The sequence below is a fragment of the Thalassococcus sp. genome (genome assembly GCF_982780845.1).
This window is the reverse complement of sequence record NZ_CEYADA010000008.1, coordinates 45,919-70,733: the sequence shown is the minus strand read 5'-3', so window position 1 is coordinate 70,733 and position 24,815 is coordinate 45,919. Positions and strand designations below refer to the sequence as shown.

29 protein-coding genes and 1 tRNA gene are annotated in these 24,815 nt (G+C 58.8%); 25 read left to right on the top strand and 5 right to left on the bottom strand.

What is annotated here, in order from left to right:
- Positions 1-38: 38 nt before the first annotated feature.
- The 6 genes from AC4FIA_RS10755 to AC4FIA_RS10730 are packed head-to-tail and all read left to right on the top strand — an operon-like array spanning position 39 to position 6,491.
- Positions 39-953, top strand: a complete 915-nt coding sequence (locus tag AC4FIA_RS10755) for an ABC transporter permease (protein ID WP_287474088.1) — start codon at positions 39-41, stop codon at positions 951-953.
- 9 nt (positions 954-962) lie between these two features.
- Positions 963-1,892: an ABC transporter permease gene (locus AC4FIA_RS10750; protein WP_287474089.1), complete on the top strand. Its 930-nt coding sequence runs from the start codon at positions 963-965 to the stop codon at positions 1,890-1,892.
- Positions 1,885-3,513 (top strand): ABC transporter ATP-binding protein, encoded by a 1,629-nt coding sequence (locus tag AC4FIA_RS10745; RefSeq protein ID WP_490365838.1) that lies wholly within the window; start codon positions 1,885-1,887, stop codon positions 3,511-3,513. Before AC4FIA_RS10750 ends, AC4FIA_RS10745 begins: the two co-directional genes overlap by 8 nt.
- Position 3,514: 1 nt before the next feature.
- Positions 3,515-4,456: a 2-hydroxyacid dehydrogenase gene (locus AC4FIA_RS10740; RefSeq protein ID WP_490365837.1), complete on the top strand. Its 942-nt coding sequence runs from the start codon at positions 3,515-3,517 to the stop codon at positions 4,454-4,456.
- 1 nt (position 4,457) lies between these two features.
- Positions 4,458-5,504 carry a DUF475 domain-containing protein gene (locus AC4FIA_RS10735; RefSeq protein ID WP_490365836.1) on the top strand — a complete coding sequence of 349 codons (1,047 nt, stop codon included), beginning with the start codon at positions 4,458-4,460 and terminating at the stop codon, positions 5,502-5,504.
- Positions 5,505-5,534: 30 nt separating this feature from the next.
- A complete protein-coding gene (locus tag AC4FIA_RS10730; protein ID WP_490365835.1) occupies positions 5,535-6,491 on the top strand; it encodes a 2-hydroxyacid dehydrogenase in 957 nt (318 codons plus the stop codon).
- On the opposite strand, the gene AC4FIA_RS10725 is transcribed toward AC4FIA_RS10730, so the two are convergent.
- A complete protein-coding gene (locus AC4FIA_RS10725; RefSeq protein ID WP_490365834.1) occupies positions 6,488-7,165 on the bottom strand; it encodes an SDR family NAD(P)-dependent oxidoreductase in 678 nt (225 codons plus the stop codon). The two genes, AC4FIA_RS10730 and AC4FIA_RS10725, sit on opposite strands and share 4 nt — an antisense overlap.
- Positions 7,166-7,401: 236 nt before the next feature.
- Between AC4FIA_RS10725 and AC4FIA_RS10720 the strand changes: the two genes are divergently transcribed.
- A complete protein-coding gene (locus AC4FIA_RS10720) occupies positions 7,402-7,830 on the top strand; it encodes a hypothetical protein (protein WP_490365833.1) in 429 nt (142 codons plus the stop codon).
- 392 nt (positions 7,831-8,222) lie between these two features.
- Here the strand turns inward: AC4FIA_RS10720 and AC4FIA_RS10715 are convergent.
- Positions 8,223-8,297, bottom strand: a tRNA-Thr gene (locus AC4FIA_RS10715).
- 97 nt (positions 8,298-8,394) lie between these two features.
- Here AC4FIA_RS10715 and AC4FIA_RS10710 point away from each other — a divergent pair.
- The 4 genes from AC4FIA_RS10710 to hisD all read left to right on the top strand — a co-directional run bounded on the left by AC4FIA_RS10710 (position 8,395) and on the right by hisD (position 11,702).
- Entirely contained in the window at positions 8,395-8,553 is a 159-nt protein-coding gene (locus tag AC4FIA_RS10710; protein WP_200813148.1) for a hypothetical protein, read from the top strand.
- Positions 8,553-9,821 carry a UDP-N-acetylglucosamine 1-carboxyvinyltransferase gene (gene murA, locus AC4FIA_RS10705; protein ID WP_490365832.1) on the top strand — a complete coding sequence of 423 codons (1,269 nt, stop codon included), beginning with the start codon at positions 8,553-8,555 and terminating at the stop codon, positions 9,819-9,821. Before AC4FIA_RS10710 ends, murA begins: the two co-directional genes overlap by 1 nt.
- Positions 9,818-10,297, top strand: a complete 480-nt coding sequence (locus AC4FIA_RS10700; protein ID WP_287474120.1) for a DUF2948 family protein — start codon at positions 9,818-9,820, stop codon at positions 10,295-10,297. Before murA ends, AC4FIA_RS10700 begins: the two co-directional genes overlap by 4 nt.
- 97 nt (positions 10,298-10,394) lie before the next feature.
- Positions 10,395-11,702 carry a histidinol dehydrogenase gene (hisD, locus tag AC4FIA_RS10695; RefSeq protein ID WP_287474122.1) on the top strand — a complete coding sequence of 436 codons (1,308 nt, stop codon included), beginning with the start codon at positions 10,395-10,397 and terminating at the stop codon, positions 11,700-11,702.
- A 5-nt stretch (positions 11,703-11,707) separates the two neighbouring features.
- Here the strand turns inward: hisD and AC4FIA_RS10690 are convergent, their stop codons facing one another.
- Positions 11,708-12,553 carry a glycosyltransferase family 32 protein gene (locus AC4FIA_RS10690; RefSeq protein ID WP_490365831.1) on the bottom strand — a complete coding sequence of 282 codons (846 nt, stop codon included), beginning with the start codon at positions 12,551-12,553 and terminating at the stop codon, positions 11,708-11,710.
- A gap of 232 nt (positions 12,554-12,785) precedes the next feature.
- Here AC4FIA_RS10690 and AC4FIA_RS10685 point away from each other — a divergent pair, with 232 nt between their 5' ends.
- The 14 genes from AC4FIA_RS10685 to AC4FIA_RS10620 all read left to right on the top strand — a co-directional run bounded on the left by AC4FIA_RS10685 (position 12,786) and on the right by AC4FIA_RS10620 (position 22,820).
- A complete protein-coding gene (locus tag AC4FIA_RS10685; RefSeq protein ID WP_490365830.1) occupies positions 12,786-13,265 on the top strand; it encodes a UPF0262 family protein in 480 nt (159 codons plus the stop codon).
- A gap of 5 nt (positions 13,266-13,270) precedes the next feature.
- Positions 13,271-13,720, top strand: a complete 450-nt coding sequence (locus tag AC4FIA_RS10680; RefSeq protein ID WP_103908798.1) for an arsenate-mycothiol transferase ArsC — start codon at positions 13,271-13,273, stop codon at positions 13,718-13,720.
- Positions 13,717-14,112 (top strand): ketosteroid isomerase-related protein, encoded by a 396-nt coding sequence (locus tag AC4FIA_RS10675; protein ID WP_490365829.1) that lies wholly within the window; start codon positions 13,717-13,719, stop codon positions 14,110-14,112. Before AC4FIA_RS10680 ends, AC4FIA_RS10675 begins: the two co-directional genes overlap by 4 nt.
- Positions 14,112-14,693: a GNAT family N-acetyltransferase gene (locus AC4FIA_RS10670; protein WP_490365828.1), complete on the top strand. Its 582-nt coding sequence runs from the start codon at positions 14,112-14,114 to the stop codon at positions 14,691-14,693. Before AC4FIA_RS10675 ends, AC4FIA_RS10670 begins: the two co-directional genes overlap by 1 nt.
- Before the next feature lie 14 nt (positions 14,694-14,707).
- The gene (locus AC4FIA_RS10665; protein ID WP_490365920.1) at positions 14,708-15,592 is read left to right on the top strand and encodes a carbon-nitrogen hydrolase family protein; all 885 of its coding nucleotides are present in this window, start codon (positions 14,708-14,710) and stop codon (positions 15,590-15,592) included.
- 86 nt (positions 15,593-15,678) lie between these two features.
- Complete coding sequence (gene infA, locus AC4FIA_RS10660; RefSeq protein ID WP_005978431.1) at positions 15,679-15,897, top strand: translation initiation factor IF-1; 219 nt, start codon at positions 15,679-15,681, stop codon at positions 15,895-15,897.
- Positions 15,898-15,970: 73 nt separating this feature from the next.
- On the top strand, positions 15,971-16,549 hold the full coding sequence (locus AC4FIA_RS10655; RefSeq protein ID WP_490365827.1) for a Maf family protein: 579 nt from the start codon (positions 15,971-15,973) through the stop codon (positions 16,547-16,549).
- A complete protein-coding gene (locus AC4FIA_RS10650; protein WP_490365826.1) occupies positions 16,546-17,562 on the top strand; it encodes a ribonuclease E/G in 1,017 nt (338 codons plus the stop codon). Before AC4FIA_RS10655 ends, AC4FIA_RS10650 begins: the two co-directional genes overlap by 4 nt.
- Complete coding sequence (locus tag AC4FIA_RS10645) at positions 17,562-17,765, top strand: DNA gyrase inhibitor YacG (protein WP_287474217.1); 204 nt, start codon at positions 17,562-17,564, stop codon at positions 17,763-17,765. Before AC4FIA_RS10650 ends, AC4FIA_RS10645 begins: the two co-directional genes overlap by 1 nt.
- Positions 17,762-19,024 (top strand): aminotransferase class V-fold PLP-dependent enzyme, encoded by a 1,263-nt coding sequence (locus AC4FIA_RS10640; protein ID WP_490365825.1) that lies wholly within the window; start codon positions 17,762-17,764, stop codon positions 19,022-19,024. Before AC4FIA_RS10645 ends, AC4FIA_RS10640 begins: the two co-directional genes overlap by 4 nt.
- Before the next feature lie 15 nt (positions 19,025-19,039).
- Positions 19,040-20,272, top strand: a complete 1,233-nt coding sequence (locus tag AC4FIA_RS10635) for an NAD(P)/FAD-dependent oxidoreductase (protein ID WP_490365824.1) — start codon at positions 19,040-19,042, stop codon at positions 20,270-20,272.
- Between the two features lie 39 nt (positions 20,273-20,311).
- Positions 20,312-21,046 (top strand): 5-oxoprolinase subunit B family protein, encoded by a 735-nt coding sequence (locus AC4FIA_RS10630; RefSeq protein ID WP_490365823.1) that lies wholly within the window; start codon positions 20,312-20,314, stop codon positions 21,044-21,046.
- Positions 21,043-22,062 carry a 5-oxoprolinase subunit C family protein gene (locus AC4FIA_RS10625; protein WP_490365822.1) on the top strand — a complete coding sequence of 340 codons (1,020 nt, stop codon included), beginning with the start codon at positions 21,043-21,045 and terminating at the stop codon, positions 22,060-22,062. Before AC4FIA_RS10630 ends, AC4FIA_RS10625 begins: the two co-directional genes overlap by 4 nt.
- A complete protein-coding gene (locus AC4FIA_RS10620; protein ID WP_490365821.1) occupies positions 22,059-22,820 on the top strand; it encodes a LamB/YcsF family protein in 762 nt (253 codons plus the stop codon). Before AC4FIA_RS10625 ends, AC4FIA_RS10620 begins: the two co-directional genes overlap by 4 nt.
- Here the strand turns inward: AC4FIA_RS10620 and AC4FIA_RS10615 are convergent.
- Entirely contained in the window at positions 22,817-24,070 is a 1,254-nt protein-coding gene (locus tag AC4FIA_RS10615; protein WP_490365820.1) for a glycerate kinase type-2 family protein, read from the bottom strand. The genes AC4FIA_RS10620 and AC4FIA_RS10615 overlap by 4 nt on opposite strands.
- 80 nt (positions 24,071-24,150) lie before the next feature.
- Positions 24,151-24,815, bottom strand: a 665-nt coding sequence (locus AC4FIA_RS10610; RefSeq protein WP_490365819.1) for a zinc ABC transporter substrate-binding protein, incomplete at its 5' end; no start/stop codon positions are given.

Below are 24,815 nucleotides of genomic sequence, written 5' to 3'. Positions count from 1 at the left end.
GCGCCGCGTTGCGCCCTCTGGCCTCAAGGGGGGCTTAAATGACCGCTTTCTTACAGAAACGTGCCTTTGCCAGCCTGATTTCCCTGATGGGACTGGTGGTACTGGTATTCTTTCTTTCCCGACTGACAGGTGACCCGACAACCTTGTACCTGCCTGTCGACGCATCGCTGGAAAGCCGCGAACAGTTTCGCGAACTTCACGGCCTGAATGATCCGATCCTTGTACAGTTTGGCCGCTACGTCGGCGATCTTGTGCAGTTCGATTTCGGCATGTCGATCCGCCGCTCTGCCCCCGCGATTGATGTGGTTTTGCAGGCCTTTGTCTGGACGCTTCAACTGGCGCTGATCACCATGACGCTGGTCACGGTGGCCGCGATTGTCATCGGGTCCCTTGCCGCCTTCCATATCGGTGGGGTGTTTGACCGCATCGCGACGTTCTTTTCGCTGATCGGTGCATCGGCCCCTGATTTCTGGATCGCCATTATTTCCATCGTGATCTTTTCTGTCGGGCTTGGATGGCTGCCGACATCTGGCACCGGTACGGTCTGGCACTGGATTTTGCCCATCGCGGTTCTGTTTATCCGTCCCTTTGGCCTGATCCTTCAGGTGGTGCGTGGGTCGATGGTGTCGACGCTAAGTTCGGCTTACGTCAAAACCGCGCGCGCCAAAGGGCTTCGCAACAAGCCGATCATCTTTGTTCACGCGCTGCGCAACGCGATGTTGCCGGTCATCACAGTGATTGGCGACCAAGCCGCCGCGCTGTTGAACGGGGCTGTGGTGGTCGAAACGATCTTTGGCTTTCCCGGCGTTGGCAAGCTTATGATCGACTCGATCCTGCAACGGGATTTCACCGTTGTTCTAGCCGCGATCATGGTCACCGCTGTCGCCATTTTTGTCATGAATATCCTGATCGACATCCTCTACGCGGTGCTTGATCCGCGCATCCGGTACTGAGCTATGACCATGACCGATACAAAGACCCTTCCGCCCCAAAACATCCCCGCACAGACGCATCCGGCCAAGCAAATCCTGATGATGCTCTGGCGTGACAAGCTGGCGTTTTGTGCGGCGATTTTCATCCTGATCGTCATCTTCTGCGCCCTGTTCGGTGCGCCAATGCTCGAGGATGTTGCGACCAAACAGAACCTGCGCGGCCGAAACGCGGCACCGTTCGATTTCTCGAAAGACTGGGTGTTCTGGCTGGGGGGCGATGCACTCGGCCGTCCGCTGCTGGCGCGCATCGTTGTGGCGTCGCAGAACACCTTGATGGTCGCAACAGGCGCTGTTGTTGTGTCGCTGGCCATTGGCACAACGCTGGGCCTGATTGCCGGCTACACAACGCGCATGGGCAGCCAGATCATCATGCGCTTGGCGGACGTCATCATGTCCTTCCCGTCGCTGCTGTTGGCTGTGATCGTGCTGTACATGCTCGCGCCTTCAGTTGGGAACCTGATCATCGTTCTAGCGATCACGCGTATCCCCGTTTATCTGCGGACCTCCCGCGCCGAGGTGTTGGAAATCCGCGAACGCATGTTTGTTCAGGCAGCCCGCGTTATGGGCGCGTCCACCAACCGGATCGTGTTCAAACACATCCTGCCGGTCGTGTTCCCGACGCTTGTCACCATCGCGACGCTGGATTTTGCCTTTGTCATGTTGGCGGAAAGTTCTTTGTCCTTCCTCGGGATCGGTATCCAGCCGCCCGAGATCACATGGGGCCTGATGGTGGCCCAGGGCAAAGCCTATCTGACGACCGCGTGGTGGCTGTCGTTCTGGCCGGGTCTGGCGATTATTCTGACCACCCTGTCTTTGAACCTTCTGTCGAACTGGATGCGCGTCGCGCTTGATCCGGTCCAGCGCTGGCGTCTTGAAATCGGGAAAAAGTCCAATGGCTGATCACTTGTTAGAAGTCCGCAACCTGTCGGTCGATTTCCACACAGCCCAAGGCACGGTCCATGCGGTTCGCGATGTAAGCTGGCATCTGGATCTCGGCGAAACGCTGGCCATTCTGGGCGAGTCCGGTTCGGGTAAATCGGTGTCCGCTTCGGCCATCATGAACCTGATTGACTGCCCCCCGGGCGAGATTGTGTCGGGCGAACTGATCTTTGACGGGCAGGACCTGTTGAAGATGACAGACGATCAACGCAGGGACCTGAACGGGCGGCGCATCGCGATGATCTTTCAGGATCCGCTGAGCCACCTTAATCCGGTCTACACCGTGGGCTTTCAGATCGCAGAGATTATGACGGCCCATGGCACCCCAAAGGATGAAGCGCGCGCGCGTGCGCTAGAGCTGATGGAGCGTGTCGGCATCCCGAATGCCGCCGATAAAATCGACAGCTATCCGCACGAATTTTCCGGTGGCCAGCGTCAGCGCCTGATGATCGCGATGGCGCTGGGCATGAAGCCGGATATCCTGATTGCGGACGAACCCACGACCGCTTTGGACGTGACGGTTCAGGCGCAAATCCTTGATCTTCTGGAAGAGCTTCAGGCGGAAACCCAGATGGGCCTTCTGTTGATCACGCATGATCTTGGCGTGGTGGCCGAAGTTGCGGATCGTGTAGTGGTGATGAACTCGGGCGAGATTGTCGAAACTGGCACTGCGACGCAGGTGTATCACAACCCGACCCATCCCTATACCAAACAGCTGATCGGTGCCGTTCCCGGAACAGGCGAAATGGCCGAGCCGATGGATACGGCCATCAAACCCATCCTTGAAATCAATAAGATGGGCAAAAAATACGGTGCCTTCACCGCCCTTCAGGATGCCAGCCTGACAGTTCTTCCCGGCGAAACCGTTGCCATTGTCGGGGAAAGCGGTTCGGGCAAATCGACTTTGGCCAAAACCCTGTTGCGGCTGGAAGACGCCACTTCGGGCGAGGCGCTTTATCAGGGGCGCGATCTGGTGACGATGGATGCCGCTGAACTGTTCGCGCTTCGTCGTGAAATCCAGATGGTGTTTCAGGATCCGACCCAGTCGCTGAACCCGCGGATGTCGGTCTACGATATCATTTCCGAGGCGTTCGTGATCCATCCCGAAATCCTGCCCAAGGAAAAATGGACGGCGCGCGTTCAGGAATTACTGGAACAGGTAGGTCTGAATGCCAGCCATATGTACCGCTACCCCCACCAGTTTTCCGGTGGTCAGCGCCAGCGGATTGCAATCGCCCGCGCGCTAGCGCTGGAACCCAAGCTGATCGTCTGCGACGAAGCGGTTTCGGCCTTGGATGTGTCCATTCAGGCGCAGGTCATCACCCTGCTGAACCGCCTGCAAGAAGAACTCGGCCTGTCCTATCTTTTCATTGCCCACGACCTGCCTTTGGTGCGCGATTTTGCCCATCGGGTGGTGGTGATGCAGGGCGGTCGCATCGTCGAACAGGGGCCTGTCGCACAGATTTTCGACGCGCCCCGCGAAACATATACGCGCAATCTTTTGGCCGCGTCTCTGCACCCCGACCCCGAGGTGCAAGCCGCCCGCCGCGCAGAACGTCTAGACTTGCAGGAGGCCGTCTAAAATGGACAAGCCTGATATTCTCGTCATGTATCCAGCCCGTCCCAAGGCCATGGCACAATTGGAAGAAACCTACACCCTGCATCGTTTGGATCAGGCCAAGAACCGCGCGGCATTTCTGGCCGAATACGGTCCGCGCTGTGTGGGGATCGTCACCAACGGGCATTCGGCCTTGACCCGTGATGATCTGGAATATCTGCCGAACCTGCAAATCGTGGCGTGTTCCTCGGCAGGATTTGAAACCATTGATGTGGCTGCGCTGGCTGAACGCGGCATTGCGTTTACCAACACCTCGAACGCCTTGATCGATGATGTGGCAGATGCGGCGTTGATGCTGACGCTGGCTTGCCGCCGCGAATTGATCAATGCCCACGCCTATACGGCCTCAGGCGACTGGGGTCGCAAGGGCATGTATCCTTTGTTGTCATCGGTACGTGGAAAGAAGGCTGGTATCGTTGGTCTGGGCAACATCGGAAAGGCGATCGCACGCCGGTTTGAACCCCTAGGGCTTGAGATCGGCTATACCGCGCGCAGTGCAAAGCAGGTCTTGCACCGCTATTTCGAAAACGTCACCCAACTGGCCGATTGGTCCGACATCCTTGTTGTGATCGTTCCGGGTGGTCCTGATACGGATGGCATGATCAACGCCGACGTGCTCAAGGCGCTTGGCCCGACGGGCACCCTGATTAATGTCGCACGGGGATCGGTGGTGAACGAAGCCGATCTGATCGAGGCGCTTAGCACAGGCAAGCTCGGGTCTGCGGGGCTGGACGTTTTCTATAACGAACCCAACCCCGACCCGCGATTGACCGGTTTGCCGAATGTCACACTGTACCCGCACCATGCCTCGGGCACGGTCGAAACACGCGACGCAATGGCCCAGTTGGTCGTCGATAACCTGGCCGCCCATTTCCAAGGCGAGCCCCTTTTGACGCCGGTGGTTTGATATGTCCAAGACATCCTCTGTACTGCATTATTTCCGCTGGGCGTTTATCGTCACCGCCCTTGGTCTGGTCGGGGCTTTCGCACTGGGTTGGAGCTATTCGGGCCACCTGTCAGGTGCGCTCAGCTTTCTGTTCATCGGGTTGATCCTGTCGGTCTTGGAAATCTCGCTTTCCTTCGACAACGCCATCGTCAACGCCAACAAGCTGAAAACCATGACGCCTGTCTGGCGGCAGCGCTTTTTGACGTGGGGTATCCTGATCGCCGTTTTCGGCATGCGGATCGTCTTTCCGCTTTTGATCGTGGTGATCGCGGCGGGCATCGGCCCGATTGAGGCGATCGTTCTGGCGGCCTCAAAGCCCGATGAATACGCCCGCATCATCGGGGACGCGCATCTGTCCATCGCCGCCTTTGGTGGGGCCTTCCTGATGATGGTCGCGCTGAGCTATTTCATCGACGAAGGCAAAGAGGTCGACTGGATCCGCACGCTTGAAACCTGGCTGCGCAAGGCCGGATCGGTCAAAGGGGCCGAAGCGGCCTTTGTACTGCTGATCATGCTGATCTTCGGCTGTGTGCTGCCTGAACAGGACGAAGGGCGCTATTATTTTGCCGCGATCTGTGGGCTGCTGACCTATCTGGCCGTCGATATGCTGGGCCACATCCTTGATAAGGCCGATGCGGCCGACACCGTCGCCAAGGGCGGTATTGGTGCGTTCCTGTACCTTGAGGTTCTGGATGCGTCGTTCAGCTTTGATGGTGTCATTGGGGCCTTTGCCCTGACGCAAAACCTGTTCCTGATCGCTATCGGTCTGGGCATCGGCGCGATGTACGTCCGTTCCATGACGATCATGCTTGTGGAAAAGGGGACCCTTTCCGAACTGCGGTATCTTGAACACGGCGCCTTCTGGTCGATCCTGATCCTGTCGGTGATCATGTTCTCGCAAACCGTCTGGCACGTGAACGAGGTTGTAACAGGCCTTTTGGGCGCAACGTTCATCGGTTTGGCCTATTGGTCGTCCGTGCGGTACCGCCGCGAAGACAGCGACGCATAAACCCTCTGATTAGACGAAACGAGAATTCTTATGACCCGTTTGCGCGTTGCCATTCTGGAAGCCTTTGATCCTGTCATGCAGACCCGCATCCAAGAGATCGTCGGGCCGGACTTTGATCTGATCTTCCCGGCCTCTAACTCCGAAGAAGATCGCATCACGGCCTTGGCGAATGTGCGCTACGCTGTCGTCCGCGCGGTGAAAATGCCCGCGTCGATGTTGGATGCCGCACCGGATCTGGCGCTATTACATCAATGGGGCACAGGTACTGACGGCCTGCCGGTGCCCGAAGCGCTGGCCAAGGGGCTGACGGTGGCCCGTTCCCCCGGCAAGAACGCCGCGTCCGTCGCGGATCACACCGTCGGGCTGATGCTGTCCGTGATGAAGCGGATATGCGTCGGTGACGCGCGCGTCCGTGGGGGGGACTGGCTCGAACCCGGTATCTACGAAAAGGGCAGGGACCTGAACGGCGCGACTGTCGGGCTGGTGGGCTTCGGGGCGATTGCGCAATGCGTTGCGCGCCGCCTGTCCGGATTCGACTGCGAAGTGCTTTATACCCGCAGGTCGGGCGCGTTGGAGGGCCACGCCGGCCATGCCTCGTTCGACGAGCTGATCGCGCGTTCCGATGTCGTGAGCCTACACGCACCGCTTACAGATGCCACACGCCATCTGATCAATGAAGATACCTTGGCGCGCATGAAAAAAGGCGCGTTCCTTGTGAACACAGCTCGGGGGGGCGTGGTCGATCAGGATGCGCTGCTGCAGGCGCTTGAGACCGGTCACATCGCGGGTGCTGCCCTCGATGTCTTTGACCCCGAACCTCTGCCGCTACACCACCCTTTGCGATCGGCTCCGAACACGGTTCTCACGCCGCACATGTCCGGTGGGACGCAAGACAACCTTGCACGGATCGTGGGGCACTGGGCCCAGAACGTACGCAAGCATGCAGAAGGCGCGGCACTGGACCAAGGTGATCTGGTGACCGCCTAAAGCGATCCGCCTGCGCAGACCACGATGTCTTGACCGGTGATGCTGCACGCGCCGTCGGACAGTAAAAAGCCGACGGTGGCCGCGATCTCGGACGGTTCGATAAAGCGGCCCATGGGTGGCGTTTTGGGGGCTTCGCCTGCGCGGTTCGGGTCGTCCAGCATGGGTGTTCGGGTGGCTCCGGGCGACACAATGTTGACCGTGATCCGACGCGCGACCGTCTCGGCCGCGACAGACCGCGCCAAACCGCCAAGCGCGGCCTTCGACGCCGCATATTGAGACCGGCCCGCCACGCCTTTTGCCACGCGGCTGCCAACCAATACGACCCGCCCGCCATCGAACATGTTTGGCAAGATACCCTGCATCAACTGGCTGGCGGCATCCACATGAAGACGCCACATCGCAGCGGCGCTTTCAGCATCTATATGCTCAATAGGTCCGACACGCAGAACGCCCGCCGCGTGGACCAGAGCATCAACCGCGTCCAATTCCCCAATGACACGCGCAGTGTCCTCGCGGTCGGATAAATCCACAGGGAGGCTTGTGAATTGCGGATCAGAAATGTCAGGCGCCCGTCGGCTGAGCCCGATGACATGCCATCCTTGGGCAAGCAGATAATCCGTCACCGCCGCCCCGATTCCCGAACTGCACCCAGTCACCACTGCTGTTTTGGTCATGTCCGATCCTCCCGCAAAGAATGTATAATCGTTGACGGGAAGACACCATGCAGCGGGCAATTCATTCTCGGTATCAATGGCGAAATCCGAAAGGGAGTTATTCTAACGATTCACATTTGAGATGAATAACCTTCCATTAAGTCGGAGTTGGTCAGACATTTATCCAGCGTAGCCTTTGGTCTCATACTTGTGCTATTTGAATATGCACGCTGTTTAATAAACATATGGAACATTAGATGTTTTGTAAAATGAATGTGGGCGCAACCATTTTAGTTGCTCTTTCAATTTGGAATTCTGAAGCCGCCGCAGAAACGAAATACAGTTGCTGGTTTCCTGCTCTTTGCATCGCTCCGGATGGTAAATGCCGTCAACCTTCTTTGAAGGTTGAATTTAGTCTTTCCGATGTGGTGATCGATAAGAGGGTTGGTGGTCGTAGTATGTTTGGTTTCCCGGATTTCAGTATCATTTACGTTCAGGAAGACAGTGAGCCCAATCAGGAGTGCTCCCCCAATGCCTGTCTGCAATCTCAATACGTTAAGTTTTACGAAGAGGCTTACCAAACTGAAGAAAATGCAACTATTTCTGATAGAATTCCACGCGGAAATATAGAAACAGGTTACGGTGTTTGTCAGATTCACGTCGAGCAAAAGCAGGATACGTTATAGGCGGAAGCTGTAACGTTTGAGGGAAGGCGCATTCTAACTTTAGGCGGAATTTGGAAGCCTAAGCTGAAAAGCTCATGGTGGCCAAATGGGATGCGTCGCGCAAACATATATAAAGTTGCGATAAAGTGGTCTGCGAACCGAGGGCGGTCGAAGCTGGTTTGCAGAAGGCCAGACCAGCTTCGCTGGATCATGCAAAGTCCTGATTTTGCCAGCTTCAGCTACATATACGTAGCTTGCGAAGCGTTCAGTCCATAGTCCAATTTCACGAAACAGGATGTCGTTATTTGGTCTGAATGGATGCTCAACTTGGGCGAGTGTGATCGATTAACCTATCGAAAAGCGCAAATCCACGCCGCTGTCAGATTTTTTGGGGGACAGTTTGCGGAGATCAATGGTGCTGCTGGAGAGAATTGAACTCTCGACCTCTCCCTTACCAAGGGAGTGCTCTACCTCTGAGCTACAGCAGCGCCGTGCCGTGTTGGCGTGGGCGGGTCTCTAAAGGCAATTTTGCGCTCACGCAAGCGCAATCTGGACCCTTTTTCATCGCTTCGTTAAAGACGTGTTATGGAGCAAAGTACAGGCACCCCCAAAAAGCCCGCCGATGATCGGGATGCACGGCTGAAAGCCGCGCTCAAGGCGAACTTGGCGCGGCGCAAAGCGCAGGCCCGTGCGCGCAATGATAACGCGCCGCGGGACGACGAAAACAAAGAGGATAAGAGCTGATGGATTCGATCGTTGTGACAGGCAATGGCCCGCTAAAGGGCCAAATCCCCATTGCCGGGGCGAAAAACGCGTGTCTGACGTTGATGCCTGCCACGCTCTTGTCGGAAGAGCCGCTGACGCTGACCAACGCGCCGCGCCTGTCCGACATCCGCACGATGACGACGCTGCTGCAGTCGCTGGGGGCCGAGGTGTCTTCGCTGCAAGACGGTCAGGTTCTGGCAATGTCGAGCCACGACATTTCGAATCACAAGGCGGAATACGACATCGTTCGCAAGATGCGCGCGTCTATTCTGGTGCTTGGCCCGATGTTGGCGCGCGACGGTCATGCTGTCGTTTCGCTGCCCGGTGGCTGTGCGATTGGGGCGCGCCCGGTCGACCTGCACTTGAAGGCATTCGAGGCGATGGGCGCAGAGCTTGATCTGCGCGATGGCTACGTCTTTGCTAAAGCGCCCGGTGGTCTGAAGGGCGGCATCGTCGATTTCCCGATAGTATCGGTTGGCGCCACTGAAAACGCGTTGATGGCGGCAACTCTGGCCAAGGGCACGACCGTGATCAAGAACGCGGCGCGCGAACCCGAGATCGTCGATCTGGCAGACTGCCTGCGCAAGATGGGCGCGCAAATTGAAGGCGACGGCACCTCGACCATCACTATTCAAGGGGGGGATCGCCTGCACGGCGCAACGCACAGCGTTGTCACCGACCGGATTGAACTGGGCACTTACATGCTGGCGCCTGCGATCTGCGGTGGCGAGGTTGAATGCCTTGGCGGTCGGATCGATCTGATCGGTGCGTTCTGTGAGAAATTGGATGCGGCTGGCATCAACGTTGAAGAAACCGACAAAGGTTTGAAAGTGTCCAACCGTCACGCCCGCGTGCGCGCCGTCGATGTGACGACCGAGCCTTTCCCGGGGTTCCCGACAGACTTGCAAGCGCAGATGATGGCCTTGTTGTGTACCGCCGAAGGCACCTCGGTTCTGGAAGAGAAAATCTTTGAAAACCGCTTTATGCATGCGCCGGAATTGATGCGTATGGGTGCAAAGATCGACGTTCATGGCGGTACGGCCACTGTGACAGGTGTTGATCGCCTGAAAGGTGCGCCTGTGATGGCGACGGATCTTCGGGCGTCTGTTTCGCTGATCCTTGCGGGTCTGGCGGCGGAAGGCGAAACCATTGTGAACCGTGTCTATCACCTTGATCGCGGCTACGAACAAGTGGTGCGCAAATTCTCGGGCGTGGGCGCGAAAATCGAACGGGTAAAAGCCGAATGACCGAAGACGCACGTTTCGAAGACGGGCAGGACAAGCCCCTGAACCTTGGTGCCATGGACGTGGATGACCTGCAGGTCATCTCCGCCTTGGCGCAGGACGGGGTGTTCACCGTTGGCGATATGCGATGGATGCCCAAGGAACGGCGTTTTGCAATTCTGATCAACCGTTTGCGTCGCGAAGATGTGGATGCGGCGAAGCGGGCAGGGCGCCCGCCGGAACGAGTGCGGTCGCTTCTGGTTGTGGATCACGTGTTGGGCATGGCCAGCCAAGGCGTGGATCGCAGTGATAGCGATACGGTCTTGGCGGTCTTGTCGGTCAACTTCACGCCCGGCGCGGATGCCGACGGTCAGGTTGAATTCGTGCTGGCGGGCGATGGCGCGCTGCGCGCAAATGTCGAAGCGTTGGAAGTGTCGCTGAAAGATGTGACGCGCCCTTATAAGGCCGTTTCAGGCCACGTGCCCGACCATTCTGAATAACTTGTTTCGCAGGGCCGTGACACATTGGCCCTGCGCATCTGCTTGAGCCGATGCGAGATCGCATTATAACGGCCCTCAAGCCACAAAGGACCCCACCATGCCCGTCTTTCTTGATACGCGCGACGCAGGTTTTGAAACCGATTTTCAGGTGCTTCTAAGCGCCAAGCGGGAAGATAGCCCTGACGTGGATCATGTCGTGGCAGACATCATTACCGATGTCCGCGCACGCGGCGATGCGGCGGTTCTGGAACTGACGGCCAAATTCGACCGGATGGAGCTGACAGCCGATAAGTTGGCGGTTTCGGCGGAAGAAGTTGACGCGGAAATCGCCAAAGTGTCCGACGAAGAGCGCGCGGCACTAGAACTGGCCGCTGAACGCATCCGCGCCTACCACAGCCGCCAGATGCCCGAGGATGCGATGTGGACCGACGCCACTGGCGCGCAGCTTGGGTGGCGTTGGACACCGGTTTCGGCGGCGGGTCTATATGTGCCCGGCGGCCTCGCGTCTTATCCGTCGTCCGTTTTGATGAACGCCATTCCGGCGAAGGTGGCGGGTGTCGGCCGTCTGGCAATCACCGTTCCCACGCCTGACGGTGTTATCAACCCGCTGGTTCTGTTGGCGGCGCGTCTGTCCGGCGTGGATGAAATTTACCGCATCGGTGGCGCGCAGGCGATTGCGGCGCTGGCCTATGGCACCGAAACGATCAAGCCGGTTGATAAAATCACCGGACCCGGCAACGCCTTTGTTGCCGCTGCCAAGCGCCGTGTTTTCGGCAAGGTCGGCATCGACATGATCGCGGGCCCGTCCGAAATTTTGGTTATCGCGGATGGCGATAATGATCCCGACTGGATTGCGTTGGATTTGATGAGCCAAGCCGAGCACGATGAAAGCGCCCAAGCGATCCTGATCACAACGGACGCGGAGTTCGGGAGGGCCGTCGCACTAGCGGTTGAGAAGCGTTTGGAAACGCTGGAACGTCGCGCCATCGCAGGCAAATCCTGGGAAGACTTCGGCGCGATTATTACCGTGGCTGATCTGGATGAGGCCGCGGCCTTGTCGGACCGCATCGCGCCTGAGCACCTTGAACTGTGTGTTGCTGATGTGGATGCGCTGTCGGCCAAGATCACCCACGCAGGGGCCATTTTCCTTGGCCACTGGACGCCAGAAGCCATTGGCGACTACGTTGGCGGCCCGAACCACGTTCTGCCCACGGCGCGATCTGCGCGCTTCTCGTCCGGTCTGTCGGTGATGGACTTTGTCAAACGCACCACGCTGTCCAAAATGACACCCGAGGCGTTGAAGGCCATCGGCCCGGCGGCAGAGGCATTGGCGGCGTCCGAAAGCCTAGAGGCGCACGGTCTGAGTGTGACTGCACGCCTCGAAAAGCTGAACAAGCCGGAATAACCCGCTTAGGCGGAGGCCGCGATTTCCTGATCGGGTTGGATGCCGTGCTTTTTGCAGGCCTGTCCGATCAGCGAATAATCGTGCGGAATAACCACTTCGCCCATCGCTTCGAACTTGCGACGGAACGGCTTGCCGCCGACGTGATGCAGCATGACAGCATCTTTCGCGGGTTCGACCCGAATGCGACGTGGGCGGAAATAGTTCTGCCGAAGCGGGACCGGTTCAATCGAATAGTAATGATCGGTGGGCTGTGCGTGGATGTCTTCGCCATGCTTGGACAGGAAATACGACAGCGCTTGCGGGCCGAAGGTCATATAAGGCACATGTGCCCGCATGCCGGCGCCGAGTGTGATGGTGCCATCCGCGTCAGCCAGATCTCGTACGTGATCGGGAAACTGCCGTTTCCACGGCCAGTCTGCAGGGATCACGGGTTCTTTCGCATTTACCATCTCAAGCAGATCGCGAAGTGCCGGTGAATTCTGTGGCAGCTTCAGAATGGCGTTTCCGAAAAACCGGCCCGCGCGGGCAAAGACATAGTCCATCTCGGCCAAAGGACGGATCGACAGCACGTCGCAATCCACCCACACTTCGCCCGTTTGGTACATCATGTTCAGACGGAAACGGTCGGCAAAGGGGGCCAGTCCAGTCGGGCTGAACGATTCCTTTAGTGTCTCTTCTGGCAGGATGTCGCGCGCGTCCGCCAATTCGACGCCTTCGGGCACATCAAGGTGATCTTCATAAGTGTAAAGACGGATAGGGTGGCCAACGTCGACAAACGACTTCAGGCATAGCTTTTCCAAAAAGCTAAGCGGGGCGCCGTTCCAGAACGAGGCGATCCGAGGGTGTGCCATATGAACCTGCTCAATGTAATATGTTTTTTTACGGATCTTTTTAGAGATGTTTGAATCATTCCGTCGATCTTTCATTTCTGAAATTCCGGATATGAGCCGGATATGAGTCTGCCGCGCCACAGTGGCTGCGACAATTTCACGTCGGGTTTTGCCGCGAAAACACGCCCAAAAGGTTGCATTGTCGATGCTGCAGGCGCACGGTAGATCGGTCTTGTTTTTGAAAGAGTGCTGAATGAGCCACATCGTTCACATAGAATTGGATGACGCGAACCTGCCTCCGCCCACGCCGGAGATCGAGCAGGAGCGCCGCGTTGCCATGTTCGATCTTATGGAAGAGAACAGCTTTTCCATTCCCGATCGCGACGGTCGTGTTGCGCCTCCGGGCCCTTATAATGTGGGCCTGTCGATCCGTGACAAACGCCTTGTGTTCGATGTGACGACGTCCACGCACGAAAAAGCTGCGGAATTCCATCTGTCTCTCAGCCCGTTCCGACAGGTCGTCAAAGATTATTTCCAGATCTGCAAATCGTATTTCGATGCCGTAAAAACGCTGCCGCCCAGCCAGATCGAAACCATCGATATGGCGCGTCGCGGTATCCACAATGAAGGTGCGCGCATTCTGCAGGAACGTCTGGAAGGCAAGGTCGAGATCGACACCGATACCGCCCGCCGTCTGTTCACCCTGATCTGCGTGCTGCATTTCGGAGGCTGACGCAGGTGCCGGAACGTCTGCCGCAATCGGTTCTGTTCTGCTGCGATCACAACGCTGTCCGCTCTCCTATGGCCGAAGGGCTGATGAAAAAGCTCTATGGCTTTGACACTTACGTCCAATCTGTGGGCGTTCTGAATGACCTTGAGATCGACGGTTTCGCGATTTCGGTCTGTCAGGAATTAGGGGTCGAACTGTCGCGCCACCGCGCGCGCAGTTTTCAGGACCTCGAAGAATACGGCGAGGCGCTGTCAGGTTTTGATCTGATCGTCGCCATGTCGCCCGCATCGCAACGTCACGCGCTGGATCTGACGCGGCTGTTCCATCTGAAAGTGGAATACTGGCCGATCATGGACCCGACGGGCATTGGCGAGACACGGGAAACCAAGCTGAACGCGTATCGACAAACGCGGGACCAGATTTACGACCAACTCAAAGGGAAATGGGGTGCAGGATGAGCAAGGCTGTTCTTGAGAAATACTTTGACTGCTTTAATCGCAAAGACACCGACGGCATGCTGGATTGCCTGTCCGATCACGTTGTCCACTACGTGAACGAAGGCAATGAACGCATTGGAAAAGACAAGTTCGCCGAATTCTGTGCGCACATGTCCCGCTGCTATGATGAAAAGCTGACCGAGATGGTGCTGTTCGAGGCCGAAAACGGCACGCGCGGTGCGGCCGAGTTCATGGTCAACGGCGTCTATCTGGAAACGGACGAAGGCCTGCCCGAAGCGCGCAACCAGACCTACCGTTTGCCGGCTGGGTCGTTCTTTTCGCTGATGGACGGAAAAATCACGCGGGTTGTGACCTATTACAACCTGTCGGACTGGATCAAACAGGTTTCGTGATGCGGGTTGAGGTACTTACAGGCGCGGAACTGGATGATGTGCTAGACGACGTTGCCCGTCTGCGCATCACCGTGTTCCATGCCTTTCCCTATCTGTACGATGGCGATTTCCAATACGAACGCAGCTATCTGCAAACCTACCGCGACAGCGAAAACGCGGTTCTGGTCGGGGCCTTTGATGGCGACAAGCTGGTCGGCGCCGCAACGGGCGCGCCGATGATCGAACATGCCTCGGATTTTGCGCAGGCCTTCGAAAAGACCGGCCTTGATCTGGAATCGATCTTTTACTGTGCCGAGTCGGTGCTTTTGCCTGAATATCGCGGCTTGGGCATCGGGCATCAGTTCTTTGATCAGCGCGAAGCGCATGGGCGGAAGCTTGGCAAAAGCTATTCCTGTTTCTGTTCCGTGATGCGCCCTGATGACCATCCGATGAAGCCTGAGGGATATCGCCCTCTGAACGGCTTCTGGCGCAAGCGAGGTTATGATCCGCTGCCAGGCGTCGTTGCGCATTTCAAATGGAAAGAACGCGGCCAGACCGAGCAGTCAGATCACGACCTGCAATTCTGGATGCGCGAACTATGAGTGCGGGCAAAACGCTGAAGGTCGCGACAGCGGCCTATCCCTTGGATGTGTTCCAAGAGTGGGCTGATTACGCGGGCAAGATACGCAACTGGGTGTCAGAAGCGGCGGAGAATGGCGCGCGTTTGCTGGTGTTTCCGGAATACGGATCGATGGAACTGGCGACTTTGGCGGGGCTTGAGGCGGCTGGCGATCTGGAACAATCCCTTCACGCGGTGGCCGAGCGTATTCCCGCCGCAAACGCGTTGCACGCCGATCTGGCGCGCGAGTTCAACGTCTATATCCTTGCCGCCTCTGCGCCTGTGTTCGATCCTGAATTCGATGACCGCCCTGTGAACCGCGCACGGTTCTTTTCGCCGTCGGGCGAAATGGGTGTCCAGGACAAACAGATCATGACGCGTTTCGAACGCGAAGACTGGAACGTCGTTGGCGGCGGGCCTTTGCGTTTGTTCGAAACCGAGTTTGGCAAGATCGGCATCCTGATCTGCTACGACAGTGAATTTCCTTTGTTCGGCCATGCGTTACGGGACGCCGATATCATTCTCGTCCCGTCCTGTACTGAAGCCCACGCAGGCTATACCCGCGTCCGGATCGGGTCGCAGGCGCGTGCTCTGGAACAGCAATGCGTGACGGTCATGTCCTCGACCGTGGGTGATGCGCTCTGGTCCGAAGCGGTGGATCACAACTGCGGGCAGGGCGGCGTTTTTGGTCCGCCAGACAGGGGCTTTCCATCGTCCGGCGTCATGGCAGAAGGCGTGCTGGACCAACCCGGCTGGACCTATTGCGACATCGACACGGCGCGCATCCATGACGTGCGCAAAGACGGCGGTGTGCTCAACTGGAGTCACTGGGAAGAACAAAACGACCGTGCGCCAAAGCCGCAGATCATGGGGCTACGCTAACTTGGGGCTTGAAAAACAGGTGGTTTAAGCCCATTTAAGCGCCATTCTGCGGGAGTCTCCGCGGACCCACTAATTTAGGAGAGACCATGGCCAAGGAAGATACGCTCGAATTTCCCGGTGTCGTGAAGGAACTCCTGCCGAACGCGACGTTCCGGGTCGAGCTTGAAAACGGCCATGAGATCATCGCACATACGGCAGGCAAGATGCGCAAGAACCGCATCCGTGTTCTGGCTGGCGACAAGGTACAAGTTGAAATGACGCCCTACGACCTTACAAAGGGCCGCATCAACTACCGCTTTAAATAAGCTGCGTCTTACGGCAGTTTGTTTGTACGAATGGGGCCCTCGGGCCCCGTTTCTATGTCAGGAGTAACCGAAGATGGCATTTGTTCTTGGCTCTGGCAGCCCAAGGCGCAAAGACCTGTTGGCGCAGCTGGGCGTGTCGCCGGATGAAATCCAGTCCCCAGATATCGATGAAACGCCCCTGAAAGGCGAACTGCCGCGCCCCTATTGCGAACGTCTCGCACGGGAAAAGGCGCTGGCGATCAAGGCTGGTCCTGACGACATCATTCTGTCTGCTGATACAACGGTTGCTTTGGGTCGCCGCATTCTGGGCAAACCCGAGGATGAAGCCGAGGCGGCCGAATTCCTGTGGGCCATGTCTGGTCGTAGGCATCGCGTGATCACAGCCGTGGCGGTGCGCCGTGGTGATAAGGTCTGGGAAAAGTCCGTTGTCACGCAGGTGCGCATGAAATCGCTGTCCAATGTCGAAGTGAACGCCTATCTGGCGTCTGGCGACTGGCGTGGTAAGGCCGGTGGTTATGGTATTCAGGGGCCTGCGGGCGCCTTTATCCCGTGGATTTCCGGCAGCTTCACCGCCGTGGTGGGGTTGCCCCTTGCTGAAACGGCGGGTCTGTTAGAGGCCGCAGGACATCCTGTCTGGAAAGGACAGTCATGAAGGGTTCGACAATCGCGCTGGGCGCATTGAATGGCCGCGAAGCTGCGGCGCTGATGGTAGACGGCAAGCTGCACGATCTGTTCATCGACGGCGAAGGCATCCGCGCGGGCACGATCTATCGTGGCATTGCGGGCCGCCCGATGAAGGGGCAGGGGGGCATTTTCCTCGATACGCCTGACGGGTCTGTGTACCTTCGCCAGATCAAGGGCATCGCGCCCGGTCAGCGCCTGTTGGTGCAGGTCACGGGGCAAGCGGAACCCGGCAAGGCCGTGCCGGTCACAGCCAAGGTTCTGTTCAAAAGCCGCTATGCGATTGTCACCCCCGGCGCACCCGGTGTGAACATTTCCCGTTCGATCCGCGATGATGATCTGCGCGACGAACTCACCGGCATCGCGCGCGACGCGTTTGACAGCGAAGACGGTCTGATCCTGCGGTCGTCCTGTGCCACTGGCGACCCCGAGGCGATTGCCGACGATATTCAGGCGATGGCCGAACTGGCCAGGAACGTTATGGCCGATGTCGACGGCGATGCTGAAAAGCTGGTCGATGGCGACGGGCCGCACATGCTGGCGTGGCGCGAATGGACCATGACGGATGACGTCGATGACAGCGAAGATGCTTTTGAGAACAACGGCGTTCTGGATGCAATCGAGGCTCTGTCTTCGCCCATGGTATCGCTGGGTGGCGGTGCGTCGATGGCGATTGAACCGACCCGCGCGTTGGTGTCGGTCGATGTGAACACCGGCGGCGATACGTCGCCTGCTGCTGGCCTGAAGGCGACCATTGCGGCGCTGCGCGAACTGCCGCGCCAGTTGCGCATTCGCGGGCTTGGCGGCGCGATCACTATCGATCCCGCGCCTTTCCCGAAAAAGGAACGCCGCCAGATCGAAACGGTCTTGCGCGCAGCGCTGAAGGCTGACAGCGTCGACACGATCTTTGCGGGATGGACCCCGATGGGGAACATCGAACTGCAACGCAAACGAGACCGCCAACCACTGTCAGAGGTTCTTTGATGTCCTGCCCGATTTGCCAAAAGGAAACGGATAAAAAATACCGTCCCTTCTGTTCAAAACGCTGTGCTGACATTGACCTCGCCAAGTGGATGAGCGGCAGCTATGCGGTGCCGAGCCAAGATCCCGACGACGCAGAAAAAGCTTTGGACGAGGTGTTGCGCCTTGCCGCCAGCCAGTCCGACACACCGGAGAAACCCCATTGACGACCAATCCCATCGGCGACCGCCCGGACTTGCTGGCTGAGATCCGCAGCCGTTTTGCCCATGTCGATGAATGCCCCTTTGAAGGCCCGCGTATTTTCTTTGAAAACGCAGGCGGCGCGCTGACGCTGAATTCTGCAGTCGATACATCGGCCAAATTCGCGGCCATTCCGGACAACCAAGGCCGCATCAACGGCGCGTCCAAGGCGCTGGTCGAGATCATCAATAAAGCCAAGGATGACGTCAAAACCCTGTTCAACGCGCATGGCGGATCGGTGTTTGTCGGCGAAAGCGGGACCGAACTGTTGTTCCGCGTCATCCGCGATGTCTGTCTGGGCGCGCCCGCTGGTGGAACGGTTGTCGGATCGACGGTCGAACATCCCGCGTCGCGTTCGGCTGCGGCCCGTTGGGCGGAACACTCGGGACGTGAACACGTGCTGATCGCCCACAGCGATACAGAAGGCCGCGTGACGGCTGACGCCTATGCCGACAAGGTCACGGCCGATACGCGTGTGGCCACCATCCTGCACACATCGCCCGTCACCGGCATGGGCATGGACCTGCCCGCCATCGTTGCGGCGATCCGCGCCAAGTCGCCGGATTGCTTCATCATCGTGGACGGCATCCAGCACGCCAGCCATGGCCATATCGATCTGAAAGCGGCGCCTGTGGATGCCTATGTGATTTCGCCCTACAAGGTGTTCTCGCGGCATGGCTATGGCATTGCGTGGGTCTCTGACCGCCTGTCTGCCTTGCCGCATGATGCGCTGATCGGCGGGCCATCCGGCAATTGGGAACTGGGCACGCGGGATACCGGTGCCTATGCGACCATGTCCGACGTTGTGGCCTATTTCGAATGGCTGGGCGAACAGGTGTCCGACGCCACAGACCGCCGCGCGAAGATCGAGGCTGCCGCCGCCGCGATCCATGCACATGAACACGCGCTGACGGATGCCATGCTGTACGGCACGGGTAATCTGACAGGCCTGTCTGAAATGGACGGCGTGACCATCGTCGGGGGCGTCGATAATCCGGCCCGCGAAGGGCTGGTGTCTTTCCATTCAGCGACCAAATCCTCGGCCCAGATTGTCGAGGAACTGGAAGGTGAAGGTATCCGCGTGCACATTCGCAAGGCCGACCATTACTCGGGCAACATCCTGACGCCTTTGGGTATGGATGACTGTATTCGTGTTTCGCTTTGCCACTACAACTCGCTGTCCGAGGTCGCCAGTTTCCTCGAAGCGGTCAAGCGTATCCTCTAACGAAAGGTGTCCCGAATGCATGTGGTTGTGATCGGGGCTGGGATTGTCGGGGTTTCGACCGCGATCTGGCTGCGTCGGTTCGGGGCCGACGTGACCTTGGTGGATCGCGATGCGCCCGGACAGGGGGCGTCGTTCGGCAATGCGGGTGTACTGGCGGCTTGCGCCGTTGTGCCGTCGGTCGTGCCATCGACCATCCCATCAGTGCCGCGCATGCTTCTGGATCAGGACGCGCCGTTGTTTCTGCGCTGGTCCTATCTGCCGCGTTTGGCCCCGTGGTTGCTGCGCCTTTTGCCCAATGCACGTGAGAACCGCGTGCGCGACATCGTTCAGGCCCTTGCGCCCTTGGTGTCTGACAGCCCTGATCAGCATCGCGCCTTGACCGAAGGCTTGTCCGCGCGTCGCTTCCTTGCAGGTGAAGAGTACGTCTATGCCTACGCCAATCGTTCGGAATTCGAGGCAGGGTCTTATGACTGGAACATCAAGAAGGCGCACGGATTTGTACCCGAACTGATCGAAGGTGATGCGGTCGCTGAATTCGACTCCGCCTATGGCCCTGACATCGGCTGTCTGGCTGTATTGAAAGGGCATGGCCATGTGCTGAACCCCGGCGGCTATGTCGCGGCATTGGCTGAAGACTTCGTTGCCATGGGTGGACATGTGCGGCGGGCCGAGGTTTCGGACTTTACCCTGTTCGACGGCCAGATCACGCAGATCGCGACCACTGACGGCGTGATCGATTGTGACAGCGCCGTCATCGCCAGTGGGGCCTTTTCCGCTCGGCTGTTGAAAAAACTCGATCTGAAAGTTCCGCTGGAAAGCGAGCGCGGCTATCACATCACTTTCAAGAATGCCTCCGGCCAACCCAAACACCCCACGATGATCAACGCGGGCCAGTTCGTCGCAACACCGATGACTGATGGTTTGCGCTGTGCGGGGATTCTGGAATTCGGCGGTTTGGACGCAGGGCCATCCCGCGCGCCTTTCGGGCTGCTGCGTAGGCAAACGGCCAAGGCTTTGCCGCACTTGCAGACCAGTGAAGAGGTCGAATGGATGGGCCATCGCCCCGCCTTGCCGGATAGCCTGCCGATGCTGGGCGAGGTCGGGCAGACGGGGATTTACACCGCGTTTGGGCATCATCACGTTGGTCTGACCGGCGGACCGAAGTCGGGGCGCATACTCGCAGGGATGATCATGGGACAGTCGCCCAATCTCGATTTGACGCCCTATCGCACAGATCGCTTCCATTAGGCATTTTCCCCGATTGCGCGCTGCGCTACGACTTGGGGCATGATCCAGACGATGCACTTTCCGGATATTCAGACTTTGGGAACCGACGGCTTGCTCGTCCGGTTCGGCGACAGCCTGTCCGAACCCGCCAATCGCGCGGCACTGGCCTTCGGCGCGGCGCTGGAACGTGACCTGCCGGTCGGCGTGGAAGAAATTGCCACGTCCTTGGTGTCTGTTTTTGTGCGGTTTGATGTGCGCCATCTGCGCCACGCGGATTTGCGCTCTGATTTGGCGAAGCGGTTAAAGGCTCAAGACTGGTTCGCAGCCGAGATGCCGACTGGCCGTCGGTTGATCACCATCCCGACCGTTTACGGTGGAAGCTACGGCCCGCAACTGGCCAAGGCAGCTGAATTGGCTGGGTTGTCCGAGGATGCCGCGATCAAGGAATTGTCGGCAGCGCACCTGCGGATCACGGCTGTCGGCTTTGCGCCGGGTCAGCCATACCTCGGATTTCTGCCCGATCACTGGGACATCCCGCGCAACGCGGAACTGGCTCCTGTTCCGACAGGTGCGGTTGTCGCGGCGGTGCGCCAGATCGTTTTGTTTTCCTTCGACAGCCCCACAGGCTGGAACCACGTCGGCCAGACCGCGTTCCGCGCTTTCCAGCCTGACCATCCCGACCCGTTCCGCCTGCGTCCTGGCGATGAAATCCGATTCAAATCGGTGACGCCCGAGGAATATGAGGCGTTGAAATCCGCGCCTGATGGTGGTGCGATTTGGGGGCAGGTGGAATGAGCGCGGCGCTGATCATCCACCGCGCAGGTCCACAGGTCACGGTGCAGGACTTGGGGCGTTCCGGCACTTTGGGGCTGGGCCTGTCCCGTGGCGGAGCCATGGATCGTCTTGCGATATACGAAGGTTCCGCGCTGTTGGGGCAGGACCCAAGTTGCGCTGTTCTGGAAATGGCAGGCATGGGGGTGGTGGTTGAGGCCACCTGCGACACGCGCATCGCCCTGACAGGGGCCGAGATGACGGCCACCTTGGATGGCACACCCCTGCGCTGGAACGCCAGTCACGCCCTGCCAAAAGGGGCGCGGTTGGACATTGGCGGCGTTCGGGCTGGAAACTACGGCTATCTTCACATTGCGGGCGGGATTCAGACAGATCCCATGATGGGGTCACGCTCTGCCCATCTGGCGGGGGGTGTCGGCGCATGTCTCTCTGCCGGTGATCACCTGCCTATTCTGACGGACAAGGGCGGTGATACCGGGTTGGGCCTAAGCCCGTCTGAACGTTGTTCTGGCGGAACTTTACGCGTGGTTGCTGGGCCGCAAACAGCGCTGTTTCAGGCCGAGATGCTGGAACGCTTTGAACAAACCGCATTCGCCCGCGATCCCCGCAGCAACAGGATGGGGGTCAAGTTGACGTATGATGGCGACCGGTTCGGGGCCGCTGACGGCCGGTCCATCGTGTCCGAGGTCGTTGTGCCCGGCGATATCCAGATCACCGGCGATGGAACACCCTACATTCTGACCGCCGAAAGCCAGACCACCGGCGGCTATCCACGGATCGGCACAGTTATTCCGTCGGACATGCCAAAGGCGGTGCAAACGCCCGCAGGTGCAAATTTGCGGTTCCAGTTCATTGACCTTGAGGCCGCACTTGAGATCGAAGCACGCGACACTGCGGCCCGTCAGTCCTTAAAATCGCAACTGAAACGGCTGGTGCGCGATCCGCATGACATCCGCGATCTGCTGTCTTATCAATTGATCTCCGGCGTGGTGTCGGGATCCGAGGAGGAGCCAAAATGACCGTCGATCTGAACGCGGATATGGGCGAAGGCTTTGGTCCCTGGCCGATGGGCAGTGATGCGGAATTGCTGGATGTGATCACCTCGGCCAATATTGCCTGCGGGTTTCACGCCGGTGATCCCGATGTCATGGCGGCGACAATGGCCCGCGCGGCGAAGGCAGGTGTGGGCATCGGCGCGCACCCGGGATTTCCTGATTTGCAAGGCTTCGGTCGGCGTCGCATGTCATTGAAACCAGACGAGGTGCGCCATCTGGTGGCCTATCAACTGGGCGCGGCACAGGCGATGGCGCGGCTGGCTGGCGGCAGTGTGCGGCATCTGAAACTGCATGGCGCACTGGCCAATATGGCGGCCGAGGATGTGAGTTTGGCTAAGGCCGCATACGAAGGCGCATTGGCTGTCGATCCGGACATCATTGTGATGGTCATCACTGCCACCCAGCAGCAGGCTGCGGTCGAACAGCTCGGTTGTCGTTGGGCCGGAGAGATTTTTGCCGATCGCGCCTACAACGACGATTGCACCTTGGTGGACCGGTCCAAACCCGGCGCGGTGATCCATGACCCCGAGGTCGCGGCCAATCGGGTGGTTGCGATGGTAAAGGCAGGGGGCATCATCGCCGAAAGCGGTCAGGTCATTCCTGCGGCGGTCGATACCATTTGCCTGCATGGCGATGGGGCGACAGCGGTGAAAATCGCCAAAGCGGTCCGTCAGGCTTTGCTGGATGAGGGCATTGAACTGGCCCAGTTCCAAGGACGCTAGGGCCGGATCAACAGCACCTGCACATCTGCCACGTTGGTGCCCGTCGCAGGCGTGATCAGCAAATCGCCCGCCGCCTTCAATGCGGCATAGCTGTCATTGTTGTCCAACAGCGCCTTCGGGTCGTGACCGCTGTCTTTGATCCGGTCCTTGGTACCTGCATCCACGATGCCGCCTGCCGCGTCGGTCGGGCCGTCGCGGCCATCGGTGCCACCAGACAGAAAGACCCAGCTGTGATCCAGCTTGGGCATGTTCATCGCGACACGCAGCGCCAGTTCCTGATTACGTCCACCACGCCCGTCGCCCCGCAGGACCACGGTTGTTTCACCGCCGAACAGCAAGGCTGTCGGCTGATCCACTGGGCCAACTGCAGCAATCACTTCTTGCGCTGCATCGTCCACGTCGCCTTCTAGCGCGTCGCTGACCACGCGCGCGACATATGCGGCGCCGATTGCGGCCTCTTCCATTGCTGCGATGGAATGGCGGTTCGACCCGATCAGGATGTTAGTCGCGTCTGGTGTTTCCTGCGCCTCATCCGGTTGTTCCAGAATGCCTCGTGCGGTGTCGGGCAGTTTGGCCCACAAATCGGCGCCTTCCAAAATCGCGCGTGCCTCAGACCGTGTGCCAATGGGCCCGACCGTGGGGCCGGAGGCAATGGCGCGCAGATCGTCGCCGATCACGTCGGACAGGATGTAGGCGGTAACGGGGGCAGGGGCCGCATGGCGCAGGAACCCGCCGCCTTTCAATTCAGACAGTTGCTGGCGGACAAGGTTCATCTTGACGATGTCCAAGCCACCGCCCAGCAGTAATTTGTTGACCGCGGCTTTGTCCGCCAAGCTCATTGGCGGCGTCGGCGCCGGAACAAGCGCCGATCCCCCACCGGAAATCAGCGCAATCACCTGATCGTCTGCGGTGGCCGTTGCCAGAAGGGCCATCACATCTTTCGCGGCGTTTGCGCCTGCTTCATCCGGTACAGGATGTCCCGCACGCAGAACCGTCGCACCATCGACGTCCATATCGTTTTCGTGGTGGGTGACGGCCAGCGCCTCATAGGGGCCGTCGATATGCGCCAAGGCCTCGGCCATCATACGTGGGGCAGCTTTGCCGATGGCGATGACCAAGGTGCGGCCCATGGGCTTTGGAAAGGAGGACGCCGAAAGCGCCTTGCGCAGTGCAAGTGCAGGGTCGGCTGCAGTGACGGCGGCATCAAAGAAAGCGCGCGCGTCGCGCTTCAGGTCGTCAGTCTGTGTCATTCGGATGCCCCCACAGGTGAAAGATGTCAGCGCAAACATCACCTGTGGGGCGCTGGTGTCAATTGACCAAAGGGGCGCAGTTACTGCCCGCAGCCTGCAATCCGGCGTGCAGTTTCAACAACCAGTTCCGGATAGAGCCCCGGTCCGGCGGCCAGCTCTGTCCCCAAGGGATCAACCTCGGTCACGCTGAGGGTGCCACCCAAGGCCTCGATCAGGCGGGGGTCGAACTGGGGTTCCGCAATGACGCATGTCACGCCGGCCTCGGTGATCGCATCCCGCAGCGCGGCCATGCGGGCGGGGCTGGGCGATGTCGCATCGCTATCGCTCAAGGCACCCAAGGCGGTCAGGTCGAAGCGGCTTTCGAAATACTGGAAGGCGTCATGCAGAACGGCAAAGGTCTGACCTTCGGCAGCGCCCAGCAGATCGCGGGCGGTTTCGCTGGCTTGATCCACCTTGGCCTGACCTTCCGCAGCGTTGGCGCGGTAAACGTCGGCATTCGCGGTATCCTGTGTGGCCAGTGTTTCAGCAATCACACCCAGCCAGATCTTGGCGTTTTCAGGGTCAAGCCAGACGTGGGGGTCATCGGCGCCATGATCATGGCCGTGACCGGCTTCGTGATGCTCGTCTTCGTGGGTGTCTTCGTCATGGTGGTTGTCACCATGGTCTTCGTCGTGATGCTCTTCATCATGGTCATCATGGTCATCATGGTCATCATGGTCATCATGGTCATCATGGTCATCATGGT